Below are 12,688 nucleotides of genomic sequence, written 5' to 3'. Positions count from 1 at the left end.
GAGCCGTCGGGGTCCTCCAGGTCGTGGCGGCGATCAAGCCGGATCTGCCGGCAGGTCGTGCTCGTGCTGTTCGAAGCTGACGAGCACCTGGTTGGCTTCGACTGCATCGCCTGGCCCGCAGCGGACCTCTGCAACGGTGCCCGCCCCGTGCGCGGCAAGCGAGTGCAGCATCTTCATCGCCTCCACCACCACGACCACGTCGCCTGTGGCAACGACATCACCCGTCACCACCGGCACGTCGACCACGACAGCGGGAAATGGTGCAGCAACCGAGTCGACGTCGCCGGTGTCGCCGGTTGCGGTGGGCGCCCAGGCGTCGGAGCGGTCGGGCACCTCGAAGGTGATCGTGTGGCCGCGGATATTGACGGCCACGCCATCCCGCGTTGCACTGCTCGTGTTCGCGGCACGGCCCGCCGCTATCGCCCTGGCGGACACCTCGTGGAGCTCGCCGACCTCATCGCGCAGCACGGCGACGGCGTCCGAGGTGTGCGGGGTCAGCCGGAAGTCGCTCAGCACGGTCCACGGCCCACTCGGGGCCGCTGCACGCTCGTCCAGCAACTGGCCCAACCAGGCGGCCGCGGCGGCCGCGGCCGCCTCGGCGGCAGGCGGCGGCGCAGGCATCTCGGCGGCTCCGAGCCCATCGATCACGTTCGTGGTCATCTCGCCATCGCGCAGTTGGGGCGCGTCGACGAGCCAGCGCAGGAATCCGGCATTCGTGGGAACCGGGCCCACGACCAGCCCGTCGAGCGCATCGCGCAGGGCGTCGAGCGCCGCAGGGCGGTCGGGGCGAGTGACGACGAGCTTGGCGATCAGCGGGTCGTAGTACGGGGAGATCTGACTGCCGGCGGCGATGGCGGCATCCCAGCGCACTCCGGGGGGAACCTGCAGGTGGCGTACCGGGCCTGCCTGGGGAGTGAAGCCATCAGACGGGTCCTCGGCGTTGATACGGGCTTCGATGCTGTGCCCGCTGAACGTGACGGCTGACTGGTCGAAACCCAGCGGCTCGCCGCCGGCGGCTCTCAGCTGCAGCTCCACCAGGTCGAGCCCGGTGATGGCCTCGGTGACGGGATGCTCCACCTGCAGGCGGGTGTTCATCTCCAGGAAGAAGAACTCGCCGGTGCCGGCATCGACGATGAACTCCACGGTGCCGGCGTTGTCGTAACCGATGCGATGGGCGAGTGCCACCGCCGCGTCATGCAATCCCTCACGGGCGGCGGCATCCAGATTGGGTGCCGGCGCTTCCTCCAACAGCTTCTGGTAGCGACGCTGCGAGGAGCAGTCGCGAGTGCCGAGGTGGATGACCGTGCCGTGCCGGTCGCCGACGACCTGCACCTCCACATGACGGGGCCGCTCGATGTAGCGCTCCACCAGCACCCGGTCGTCGCCGAACGAGCGCAATGCCTCCGTGCGGGCCTCAGCCAGCGCGGCGTCGAACCCGTCAGCCGAGCGGACGATGCGGATGCCCTTGCCGCCCCCGCCCGCTGACGCCTTGATCAGCACCGGAAAGCTCAATCGCTCGCGAACACCGTCGATGTCGACGTCGCTGAACCCGGGAATGGTCGGCACGCCCGCAGACTCCGCAATGGCACGAGCTTCGATCTTCGAGCCCATCTGGGCGATTGCGTCAGGATGCGGCCCGACCCAGGTCAGCCCGGCGTCGACGACTGCCCGGGCGAAGTCGGCGTTCTCGGACAGAAAGCCGTAACCGGGGTGAATCGCATCGGCCCCGGTCTCGTGGGCCGCCGCCACGATGGCCCCGGCGTCGAGGTACGAGCGCTCGAGCGAGGCCGGCCCAATGCAGATCGCCTCGTCGGCCTCGAGAGCAAACGGTGCATCACGATCGGGTTCGGCATAGACGGCGACCGTTCGCCAGCCCAGCCGGCGTGCCGTCGCGAACACCCGGCTCGCGATCTCGCCTCGGTTCGCGACCAGCAGCTTCATAGCGAACGTGCTTCCCGGCTACATCCGGTACACGATGCCGCTGCCCACTGCAGGAGCATCCTGGCGGGCCGCGAGCGCTAGGCAGAGCCCGAGTGCGTCACGCGTGTCGACCGGATCGATCAGGCCGTCGTCCCACAGCCGTGCCGTGGCGTAATACGGATCACTCTGCTGCTCGTACTGAGCGGCCACCTCGGCACGCATGGCAGCGATCTCGGACTCGGTGGTCTCGGTGCCGCGCATGCCGGCGAGCCGGATGTCCACCAGCACTGTCTGCGCTGTCTCGGCTGACATCGTGGCGATTCGGCTGTTGGGCCAGGCAAACAGGAACCTGGGGTTGAAGCCACGCCCGCACATTCCGTAGTTGCCGGCACCGTAGGAGCCCCCGATGAGCACCGTGTAGCGGGGCACTGTCGCGTTGGCGACGGCGGACACCATCTTTGCCCCGTGCTTGGCGATGCCGGCTGCCTCGGAGTCGCTGCCCACCATGTACCCGGTGGTGTTCTGCAGGAACAGCAGCGGCACACGCCGCTGCTCGCACAGCTCGATGAAATGAGTGGCCTTGAGGGCGTCGGAGGAGAAGATGATCCCGTTGTTGGCGACGATGCCGACCTGATGACCCCAGATGCGGGCGAAGCCGCAGGTGATGTGCTCGCCCCATTCGGGCTTGAACTCCGAATAGCGGGAGCCATCGACCAGCCTGGCGATGACCTCTCGTGCGTCGAAGCCGATGCGGTCGTCAGCGGAGATCACGCCGTAGATCTCGGCCGGGTCGTAGTGGGGTGCTTCCGGCGCTGTCCATGACAGCCAGCCCTCGCGGTGATCCACCGGACGCTGGTTGACGGCGTCGCAGAGCTCGCGCAGCTTGCCGTAGGCCGATCGCTCATCGGGTGTCATGTAGTCGGACACGCCCGAGATGCGGGTGTGCAGCGCTGCGCCGCCGAGATCGTCGGGCTCGATGATCTCGCCGAGCGCGGCCTTCACGATCGGCGGGCCGCCGAGGTAGATGCGGCCGATGCCCGACACCATGATCACCTCGTCGCTCAGGGCCGGAACGTACGCCCCGCCTGCCGTGCATCCGCCCAGCACCACCGAGATCTGGGGGAGGCCCATGGCTGAGAGCCGGGCCTGGCGGTAGAAGCTGCCGCCGAAGTGGTCCTTGTCGGGGAAGATGTCGTCCTGCAGGGGCAGGAACGCGCCGCCGGAATCGACCAGGTAGATGACGCCGAGGCCGTTCTCGGCGGCGATGTCCTGGGCACGCACGTGCTTCTTGATACTGACCGGCAGCAGCGAGCCGCCCTTCACCGTGGCGTCGTTGGCGATGAACATCCACGGCACGCCGCAGACCACGCCGACACCGGTGACGATGCCCGCGCCGGGGGCGCTGTTGTCGTACATCTCCCAGCCCGCCAGCGTGGAGAGCTCCAGGAACGGCGTGCCGGCATCGCAGACCAGGTCGATCCGGTCCCGCGGCAGGATCTTGCCCCGGCTGTGATGGCGCTCGATGGAGCGCTCCCTGCCGGCCCCGCCCGAGATGGCGAACTGCTGCCGCTCCCGCAGCGTGGCGAGCAGGTCGGCGTATGCCGCCGTGTTCTTCTCGAACTCGGTGCTGCCGCGTGAACCTGCTCAGAAGTTGCGGTCGCCGGAATCTTGGCCCAGCAGCACCCGTCCGGCGGTGTCCATCTGGTATCCGCCCACCATGAAGTGCCCGGCCACGGCACGCACGTCATTGAGCAGTGCACCGAGCGGCGATGCCGTGAAGTTGGCGGTGCTGCCCGCTGCGTTGACCAGGGTCTCGACAGCCTCGATGCAGTTCTGGACGCTCCACGAGCAGGCCAGCCGGGCGCGGGCGTGCTGCGCCGGGGTGACCTCGCCGTGGGCCGAGGCGGTCTGCCAGATCTCGTCGAGCTGGTCGGCCACGAACGATCGGCCGGCACCGGCTAGCGCGGCGGCACGTGCGATCGCCGCATGGGCGTCGGGCCGCGCGGCCAGCTCAGTGCGGGCGAACAGCGGCGTCTTGGCGGTGGCCAGCGTGGTGAATTCGTCGATGGCGCGGTCGGCAATGCCCGAGGCCACGCCGGTCTTGGGGAATGGGAACCGCAGCCCTGAGGGCAGCCGGTAGAAGGGATGCTCGTTGGGCTTGGGCAGTGAGAAGTTCTCGGCCACGCCAGCCCGGTCTGCGGGCACGAAACAGTCGGTCAGCACGACGTCGTGGCTGCCGGTGCCACGCAGACCCAGCGTGTGCCACGTGTCGTCGATGAGCGACGGATCGGCGGGCACCAGGACGTGGCAGATGTCCTTGGGCCGGGTGCCCTCGACGATGTTGGCCACCACCCACCAATCGGCCACGCTGCAGCCGCTCACGAAGGTCCAACGACCGTTGACGAGCCAGCCGCCGTCGGTCGCACGCGCTATGCCACGTGGGACGCCCGAGCCGGCGATGACCGCATCAGGATGCTCCCCGTAGAACGTGGTGACCGTCGACGGTTCGAGGTAGGCAGCGAAGATCTCGGCTTCCTCATTGCAGGTCATGGCAACCCAGCCAGCCGACGGGTGCTCGTAGGTGACCCTGCGGGTGAACTCGATGAACTCAGCGGGGTGCCGACCGAGCCCGCCCAGCTCGGCGGGCACAAGCAGCTTCATGAGACCGTCGCGTCCGAGGTCGGCGAAGATCTCCCGATCGGGATTGCGGTCGGCGTCGCAGCTTTCCCCGCACGCGCGCACTCGCTCCAGCATCTCGTCGCTCAGCTCGCTGGGAGCTCGGAATCGCTGTGGCGAGGAGTTCTCGGCCATCTGGGCAAGCTAACCGCCCCGTCACAGCAAGCGCCTGCGTATCGTCGTACCGATTCGACGTGCCAGCACGTTCATGAGTTCAGGGGCCACATGACCTCACCCGACGCCGCCCAGCACACGGCATCCGCGCCGCTTGCGGGTATGACCGTTCTCGATCTCACTGATCACCGCGGCGAATTCGGGCCGTGGATGCTGGCCGAATTGGGCGCGGACGTGATCAAGGTCGAGCCGCCCGGCGGCACGTCTGCCCGCGCGGCGCTGCCGGTGCGTGAATCGAATGGCGCGACAGACGACCTGCGCAGCTGGCAATTCTGCGCGTACAACTCCAACAAGCGCTCCATCGTGCTGGACCTTGACGCCCCGGAAGACAGGGACGTGTTTGAGAGCCTCGTCAAGCTCGCGGACTTCGTCTATGAGTCGGGAGTGGCGGGAACGCTGGCCGCCGCCCGATACGGCCACGATGATCTTGCAGCGCTGAACGACCGGATCATTCATGTGCAGGTCACGCCGTTCGGTCTCGACGGACCCCGCAGCGGCGATCCCGCCTCGGAGCTGTCGCTGGCGGCGCTGGGCGGGCCGGCGAACATGCAGGGCATCTTCGAGCGAGCGCCCGTCAAGGCGTCGATCGCTCAGGCATGGCGCCACGCGGGCGCCGAATCCGCAGCGGCAGGGTTGATGGCCCACGCTCGAATGCGCGCCACGGGTTCGTCACAGCACGTCGGCGTGTCAGCCCAGGCGGCGATGACGTGGACGCTCCTCAACGCCATGGAGACTCATGCGATCTGCGGGCGGGACTTCAAGCGCTCCGGCACGGTCGCGCAACTGGCCGTGCCCCTCGAGATGCGCTATCGCACACAGGACGGCTGGGCGATCGGGGTTGCCCGGGGCGTGGCGACAGGCCGCTTGCTCGAGTGGTACATCGAGGAGGGCCTGGCAGACGAGAGCTGGCGCGTCGAGGAATGGGACACCTACGACATGCGTGCCGCCGCCGGCGAACCGATCAGCCGGACCTTCGACGAGCTGTACCGGGCGATGGTGGGGCTGTGTGGGCGACACACGAACGCTCAACTGCTGCAGCGCTCAATGGTTCTGAAGGAGACGATTGCGCCGGTCCACACGGTGGCCGACCTCGTCGAGTTCGAGCACCTGCGAATCCGCGACTTCTGGCGACCGACCGAAGGGGGAAACACCGCCCCAGTGGACCTCCCTGGCGGTCCAGCCACGATCAACGGTGTGCGCATCGGCACGAAGCGGCAGCCGCCGCGACTCAATGAACACAGCGTCGAGATCCGAGACCAGATCGCCGAGGCTGCCGCAGATCCCGAGCCATCAGCGCAGCCCCTGGAGTGGAGTGTGGGCACTGCCGAACTGCCCTTCGCCGGGCTGCGCGTTGCGGACTTCAGCTGGATCGGAGTGGGGCCCATCACCGCGAAGGCTCTCGCCGATCATGGCGCGACCGTGGTTCGGATCGAGTCGAGTTCGCGCCTCGACGGGCTGCGTGCGAACCCGCCTTTCAAGGACGACGTCGTCGATGTGGACATGGCCCACTTCTTCGGCACCTTCAACACGTCCAAGCTCAGCATGGACATCGATCTCAAGACGCCCGAGGGCGTCGAGATCGCCCGCCGGATGATTGCGTGGGCCGATGTCGTTGTGGAGGCCTGGACGCCGGGGACCTTCGCTCGCAACATCGCCGACGACGACCTGATCGCCGAGCTGAACCCTCAAGCCATCGTGGTGCACACGTCCCTGCTGGCCAGCGGCGGCCCGATGTCGGAGCTGGGTGGATTTGGTTACCACGCGGCCGCCATCGCAGGCTTCTACCCGGTGGTGGGCTGGCCCGACCTGCCGCCCGACGGTCCCTACCTCGCCTATACCGACACCATCTCGCCGCGCATCATCACCACCACGCTGCTTGCGGCGCTGGATCGTCGGCGCCGAACCGGCGAAGGCTGTGTCATCGAAGCCGCTCAGCTCGAGTGCGGCCTGCAATTCCTCGCTCCTGAGCTCGCCGATTTCGGCGAGAGCGGCACGGTGGCCACCCGGATCGGGAATCGCGATCCCGAAATGGCGCCCCAGGGTGTGTATCGGTGTGCGGGGGAGGACCGGTGGTGTGCGATCACCATCGCGGATGACACCCAGTGGGCGACGCTGACCAAGCTCATGGGCGCTCCGCCGTGGGCCCTCGCACCCGAGCTGTCGACGCTTGATGGGCGGCTTCAGGCCCACGATGCGATCGACGACGAGATCGCGGCGTGGACGGCTGACCAAGACGCAGCCACGCTGGAACGGCAACTGCTCGACGCCGGGATCGCGGCAGGCATGGTGCAGCGCAGCAGCGACCTGCTGGCGGACCCGCAGTATGCGCATCTCGGCTTTCATCGCTGGCTCGAGCACCCACGGATGGGCAACGTGCCCTATTCGGGCCATCAGTACCGGATCGCGGGTTATGACCATGGTCCACGCCATGCCGCGCCGATGATCGGCCAGCACACGTTCGACGTGCTCAGCGAGTTCTTGGGCCTCAGCGACGACGAGATTGCCGACGCCGCTGCGGCGGGTGCATTGGGCTGAATCCTTGCCGCTCAGCCGCTGCCCGCTTCCTCTTAGCCTGACGCCGTGAGTGCCGCGCAACCGGTGCCGCTGTCGGTGCTGGATCTGGCGACCGTTTCTGAGGGCGGCACCAGCGCGCAGGCACTGGCGGATACCACCGAGCTGGCTCGGGCTGCGGACCGCCTGGGCTACGAGCGCTTCTGGGTGGCCGAGCATCACAACATCGACACCGTGGCGAGCACGTCGCCGGCGGTGCTCATCGCCCACCTGGCCGCTCACACCAAACGCATCAAGCTGGGCTCGGGCGGGGTGATGCTGCCCAATCACAGCCCGGCCGTGATCGCCGAGCAGTTCGCGATGCTTGAGGCGTTGCATCCGGGACGCATCGACCTGGGCGTCGGGCGAGCTCCCGGCAGCGATCGCATATCGGCCGCAGCAGTCCGGGGTCCGGCCGAGGACGGCTCAGTGCCCGATCCCTGGCAGGTGGACGACTTCCCGAGCCATCTGCTGGATCTGATGGCCTATCTCGGTGATGTGCGCATGACCGACGGGCCTCCGCTGGAGTTCCAGGCGACGCCGCAGGCCACGTCGATGCCACCGGTGCTGCTGCTGGGCTCCAGCGGCTACTCGGCCCAGCTCGCCGGCTACCTGGGTCTGCCGTTCGCCTTCGCCCACCATTTCGACGGCGGGGGCGTGCTGGGCGCCGTCGATCTGTACCGGCAGCGGTTTCAGCCGTCGATGGTGCTCGACGAGCCCTACGTGATGGTCAGCGCGGGGCTGGTCACCGCCGCGGACAGCGAAACGGCCCGTTACCACGCAGCACCGTCGCTGCTTCGCCGACTGGGCATTCGTACAGGCCGGTTCTGGCCGCTGCTGCCGCCCGATGAGGCGATGGCTCATCCCGAATGGCAGCACGCGGCCGCGATGCCGACCAACGCCATCGTGGGCGATCCCGACGAAGCGGTGGCAGGTCTCGAGGCGCTGGCCGCTGCCACCGGTGCCCATGAGCTGATGGTGCACACCTCCACGTACGGCCTGGCTGAACGCATCACCAGCCTCGAGTTGCTGGCCGATGCCTGGAGCCAGCGCACATCCAACGGCGCCGCCGACGCAGCAGGCACGGCAGCCGCCCCTGCGGGCGCTTCATGACGGCAGCGCCGGACGCCCCCGCAACCACCGTGCGCACCACGGCGATGGCGACGCACTTCGGGTCGTTCCTGTTGGATTCGGCCGATGGCGAGGTGCTGGACGTACGCCGGCACCCCGCCGACCCCGAACAGTCGCACCTCGGGGAATCGCTGCGACATTTCGCCGAGAACCGGGTGATGCGCCCAGCAGTCCGGCAGTCGTGGTTGCGGGACGGACCGGGAGCGGCAACCCACCTGCGTGGCCATGAGCCGTTCGTCGAGGTCAGCTGGGACCACGCATTGGACCTCGTCGCCGCCGAGCTCGCCCGGGTGCGCTCCCAGCACGGCCGGTCGTCGATCTTCGGCGGCTCGTACGGCTGGGGCTCAGCGGGACGCTTCGGGCTGGCGTCCAGCCAGCAGCACCGGTTCATGCGGCTTGCCGGCGGCTGCACCGACCAGAAGGGCACCTACTCGTCTGCCGCAGCCGAAGCGCTGTTCCCCTACATGGTCGGCATGGGCTACCACGCCGCGCTGGCCCGTCAGACCTCGTGGTCGGTCATCTGCGAGAACACCGAGCTGTTCGTGTGCTTCGGCGGCATGCGCGCCACCAACAGCCACGTCACCTACGGCGGCCAAGGCCCGCATCACCACAACGACTGGGTGGGTCGGGCCCGCAAGGCGGGCGTCGAGTTCGTCAACGTGGGCCCGCTGCGGGACGACTTCGATCCTGCCGTCGGCGCGCACTGGCTGCCGATCCGCCCGGGCGCCGATGTGGCGTTGATGCTGGGAATCATCCACACGCTCGTCACCGACGGCCTCGCCGACGAGGAGTTCCTGGTCACCCATTGCCACGGCTGGGCGCAGCTGCGAGCACACGTGCTCGGCGAGGGCTTCGCAACCGCCTGCGGTGACTGGGACGGCGCAACGCCGTGGCGCGATGCCGTTGACTACGACACGCCCAAGACGGCCGGATGGGCCGCATCAGTCACCGGCATCGAGGCTGCGCGCATCAGGGCGCTGGCGCACGAGATGGCCGCCAAACGCACCCTGGTCAACCTCAGCCTGTCCACCCAGCGGGCCCACCACGGCGAGCAGCCGTACTGGACGGCGCTCGCTCTGGCGTGCGTGCTGGGCCAGGTGGGGCTTCCCGGCGGCGGCTACGCCTTCAGCTTCGGCACCCAGGGCAACACCGGCGCCGGTCAGGTGCGGGTGCGCGTGCCAGGCCTGCCGGTGCCGATGCGCCAGCCGGGTCCGCCGGTGATCGCGGTCTCACGCATCACCGAGATGCTCGAAGGGCCCGGTGAGCCGTTCGACTTCGACGGGCACCGCGGCCGGTTCCCCGACATCAAGCTCGTCTACTGGTCGGGCGGCAACCCCTTCCACCACCACCAGGACCTGAACCGGCTGGTGCGGGCGTGGCAGCGACCCGAGACGATCGTCGTCCACGAGCCCTTCTGGTCGCCGGTGGCCCGCCGTGCCGACGTCGTGCTGCCGGCAACCACACCCCTGGAACGAAACGACATCGGTGGCGCCGAGACGATGATCGTCGCGATGTCGGCGGTGGCGGAGCCCGTGGGGGAGTCCCGCGACGACTACTGGATCTTCGCCCGCCTCGCCGAGCGGCTGGACTTCGGGGAGAAGTTCACCGAAGGCCGCACTGCAGACGAGTGGCTCGAGGTGATCTACGAGATTCACCGGGCGGCGAATCCCGAGTCCCCTCCATATGACGAGTTCTTGCGCGACGGCTACGTGATGGCACCGGGCATGTCGCCGATGGGGGAACCCCGCCAGGTGTTCCTGGAGGCCTTCCGTGCCGACCCGACGGCCAAGCCGCTGCGCACGCCGAGCGGGAAGATCGAGCTGTGGAGCGAGACCATCGCCGGTTACGGCTACGACGACTGCCCGCCGCACCCGGCGTGGATGGAGCCCTTCGAACGCCTGGGCGGAGCCCGCAGCGACCGGTTCCCGCTGCACCTGGTGTCGAACCAGCCCGCAGCGCGCCTGCACAGCCAGTACGACCACGCCGCTCCCAGCCAGGCCACCAAAGTGGCGGGCCGCGAACCGGTTCGCATGCATCCCGACACCGCCGCAGCACGGGGCATCGCCGACGGCGACGTGGTGCGGCTGTTCAACGACCGGGGTGCCTGCCTGGCCGGCACAGTGCTGGACGACGCCGTGATGCCCCAAGCGGTGCAGATTTCCACCGGCGCCTGGTACGACCCCGCCCCCGACGGCACCTGCCGAGCCGGCAATCCGAACGCGCTGACCGCGGACATCGGGACCTCCCGGCTGGCCCAGGGACCCTCAGCACACACCTGTCTCGTAGAGGTCGAGCTCTTCGAGGGCGAACCGCCGCCGGTGAAGTCGTACCTGCCGCCGGAGCTGGTGCGACTGGACAACTGACAGCACTTGCGAACATTCGTGTTTAAGGAACGTACGTTTGATACCCTATGGCGATGGTGTGGAACCGCACCGCCGTCACGGCCGGTGTCGGCGACTACCAAACCGATCTGTTCGCTCTGGGCACGCCCCAACTCAACCCGGCCGCAGCGGTGGTGCGCACGATCCTCGATGACCACAGCTGGATCGACGCATCGTCTCGATGGCTGAGCGGCGCCGACGAGCTGCTGGCTGACTTGGCGCAAAGGCTCCGCTGGACCAGGGCACAGCGCGAGATGTACGGCCGGATGGTGGAGGAACCACGGCTCGGCGCGCAGCTCAGGTGTCCTACTTCGAGCGCGCCGAGAGCCGTCAACGCCATGTCGACGGCTCTCGGTGACCGATACGGGAAGCCGCTTAACTCTGTGTGGGTCAACTACTACCGGGACGGCCGTGACTCTGTGGCGTGGCACAGCGACCGCATCGGTATCAATCCCGACGATTCGCTGGTGGCCATCGTCTCCCTCGGCGGTCCTCGCCGTTTCCTGCTGCGACCCAAGGGCGGGGGGCGCAGTCGTGCCTTCACCCTGGCCTCAGGCGATCTGCTCGTGATGGGCGGCGCCTGCCAGCGGTCCTGGGAGCACTCAGTGCCGAAGACAGCGACGGCTTCGCCGCGCATGAGCGTCACCTTCCGTCACTCCCGCGAAGCCAGCCGTCGCCCGGAAAGGGGCGATCAACAGCTCAGAACTTGAGCCCGACAGCGGTACACAAGAACCTCATGAGCGGCTGTGTCTCGGCGCACCAAGCGGCGATCATCGAAGGGAAGTCGGGCTTGAGCGCGACGCCGTGGTCGAAGTCGCGCACTGCGATGAAGCTCTTGCGTTTGAGGTCCTCGATCATCGGGTGGTCCGCCGACCAATCACGGGGCGAGCGCTTGAGCCGCTCGCCTTCCATGCGCCAGCCGTCGGACTGGCACGTGTCCCGGGCCGCAATCCATGCGTCCGGACGCTCGTCGATGGCCACGCGGTACGCAGCAAGCGCATCCCGATCAGGCATCCAGCTGCCGGCGCCGAAGAAGCAGCTCTCGGTGTCCAGGTGGACGTAGTAGCCGGGAGCGTGGACATCGCCGCCCCGGACATGGCGGAACTGGATGCCCACATTGGTCTTGTACGGAGTCTTGTCGGAGGAGAACCGCGTGTCGCGGAAGACGCGCATCAGCGAGCCGCCGACCTTCGTGTCGCGTGCGGTCATGTGCGGTGAGATCTCGCCCAGCAAGGCGCCCATGGCACGGATGAAGTCGAACGCAGGCTCGCGCACTTCCTCCTCGTAGCGCTCGCGGTTCTCGTTGAACCACTCCCGGTTGTTGTTCGCTTCGAGCTCTTCGAGAAACTCGAACAGCTCGGGTCCGAAAATGCCGTCGTCGTCGCTCATCGGGTGTCCTTTCGGCTGCGGGTGCCACCTGCCGGGTCCGCACCGTAGCGATCCGACGGGAGCGGGAGAGCGTGAATTGCCCGCGACGGCGCGGTCGGCCAAACGTACGCTGTGACGATGAGCGACGAGACGGGTTCCGTGCCGCCGGACACCACGGCGCAGCAGTGGCTGGCGGGGTTTGCCGAGGTGATCGGTGCTCCTGCTCCGGGCGAGGACATCACCGAGGCGCTGCTGAACCTGGCAGGCGCAGCAGCCCACGATTCAGAGCGGATAGCGGCACCGATCGCCTGCTGGATGGCCGGCGTCGCCGGCGTGGACCCGGCGGAGGCCCTCGAACGTGCTCGGCGGTACGTCGAGAGCCGGGCCGGCTAAGAGGCCGCGCCGATAGGCGACCGTCCACCAGTCGTCGGGTCGGGTCCGCTGTGATGCGGGCTGCTTGCCGAACCGACGATCTGGTGGAGGTGCCT

The 12,688-nt window shown here is 68.2% G+C and carries 8 protein-coding genes and 1 pseudogene; 5 read left to right on the top strand and 4 right to left on the bottom strand.

Features of this window, described 5'->3' with window-relative positions; genetic code table 11:
• Positions 1–33: 33 nt before the first annotated feature.
• The 3 genes and pseudogenes from VI480_RS09665 to VI480_RS09655 all read right to left on the bottom strand — a co-directional run bounded on the left by VI480_RS09665 (position 34) and on the right by VI480_RS09655 (position 4,731).
• Positions 34–1,941, bottom strand: a complete 1,908-nt coding sequence (locus VI480_RS09665) for an acetyl/propionyl/methylcrotonyl-CoA carboxylase subunit alpha (RefSeq protein ID WP_323672623.1) — start codon at positions 1,939–1,941, stop codon at positions 34–36.
• 18 nt (positions 1,942–1,959) lie between these two features.
• Positions 1,960–3,552, bottom strand: a pseudogene (locus tag VI480_RS09660) (carboxyl transferase domain-containing protein); the annotation flags it as partial.
• Positions 3,553–3,564: 12 nt separating this feature from the next.
• Positions 3,565–4,731 (bottom strand): hypothetical protein, encoded by a 1,167-nt coding sequence (locus VI480_RS09655; RefSeq protein WP_323672622.1) that lies wholly within the window; start codon positions 4,729–4,731, stop codon positions 3,565–3,567.
• 90 nt (positions 4,732–4,821) lie between these two features.
• On the opposite strand from VI480_RS09655, the gene VI480_RS09650 reads away from it, so the two are divergent.
• From VI480_RS09650 to VI480_RS09635, 4 genes are read left to right on the top strand one after another with little or no spacing between them, the layout of a single operon-like run.
• Complete coding sequence (locus VI480_RS09650) at positions 4,822–7,305, top strand: CoA transferase (RefSeq protein WP_323672621.1); 2,484 nt, start codon at positions 4,822–4,824, stop codon at positions 7,303–7,305.
• Between the two features lie 45 nt (positions 7,306–7,350).
• On the top strand, positions 7,351–8,433 hold the full coding sequence (locus VI480_RS09645) for an LLM class flavin-dependent oxidoreductase (RefSeq protein WP_323672620.1): 1,083 nt from the start codon (positions 7,351–7,353) through the stop codon (positions 8,431–8,433).
• Positions 8,430–10,814 (top strand): molybdopterin-dependent oxidoreductase, encoded by a 2,385-nt coding sequence (locus VI480_RS09640; protein WP_323672619.1) that lies wholly within the window; start codon positions 8,430–8,432, stop codon positions 10,812–10,814. The genes VI480_RS09645 and VI480_RS09640 overlap by 4 nt, the downstream gene beginning before the upstream one ends.
• A 53-nt stretch (positions 10,815–10,867) precedes the next feature.
• On the top strand, positions 10,868–11,542 hold the full coding sequence (locus VI480_RS09635; protein WP_323672618.1) for an alpha-ketoglutarate-dependent dioxygenase AlkB: 675 nt from the start codon (positions 10,868–10,870) through the stop codon (positions 11,540–11,542).
• On the opposite strand, the gene VI480_RS09630 is transcribed toward VI480_RS09635, so the two are convergent.
• Positions 11,532–12,221 carry a TIGR02453 family protein gene (locus VI480_RS09630; RefSeq protein WP_323672617.1) on the bottom strand — a complete coding sequence of 230 codons (690 nt, stop codon included), beginning with the start codon at positions 12,219–12,221 and terminating at the stop codon, positions 11,532–11,534. The genes VI480_RS09635 and VI480_RS09630 overlap by 11 nt on opposite strands.
• Positions 12,222–12,338: 117 nt before the next feature.
• Here VI480_RS09630 and VI480_RS09625 point away from each other — a divergent pair, with 117 nt between their 5' ends.
• Positions 12,339–12,593, top strand: coding sequence for a DUF6457 domain-containing protein (locus tag VI480_RS09625; protein ID WP_323672616.1), 255 nt, complete (start codon positions 12,339–12,341; stop codon positions 12,591–12,593).
• Positions 12,594–12,688: the final 95 nt, after the last annotated feature.

The sequence above is a fragment of the Candidatus Poriferisodalis multihospitum genome (assembly GCF_028283155.1).
Classification (GTDB): domain Bacteria; phylum Actinomycetota; class Acidimicrobiia; order Acidimicrobiales; family Poriferisodalaceae; genus Poriferisodalis; species Poriferisodalis multihospitum.
This window is presented reverse-complemented; position numbering and strand designations above follow the sequence as displayed.

Bases quoted from the DNA above. Each gene is read 5' to 3' on its own strand.
- VI480_RS09640 (WP_323672619.1), top strand. From the start codon at position 8,430: ATGACGGCAGCGCCGGACGCCCCCGCAACCACCGTGCGCACCACGGCG.
- VI480_RS09665 (WP_323672623.1), bottom strand. From the start codon at position 1,941: ATGAAGCTGCTGGTCGCGAACCGAGGCGAGATCGCGAGCCGGGTGTTC.
- VI480_RS09635 (WP_323672618.1), top strand. From the start codon at position 10,868: ATGGTGTGGAACCGCACCGCCGTCACGGCCGGTGTCGGCGACTACCAA.
- VI480_RS09655 (WP_323672622.1), bottom strand. From the start codon at position 4,731: ATGGCCGAGAACTCCTCGCCACAGCGATTCCGAGCTCCCAGCGAGCTG.
- VI480_RS09650 (WP_323672621.1), top strand. From the start codon at position 4,822: ATGACCTCACCCGACGCCGCCCAGCACACGGCATCCGCGCCGCTTGCG.
- VI480_RS09625 (WP_323672616.1), top strand. From the start codon at position 12,339: ATGAGCGACGAGACGGGTTCCGTGCCGCCGGACACCACGGCGCAGCAG.
- VI480_RS09630 (WP_323672617.1), bottom strand. From the start codon at position 12,221: ATGAGCGACGACGACGGCATTTTCGGACCCGAGCTGTTCGAGTTTCTC.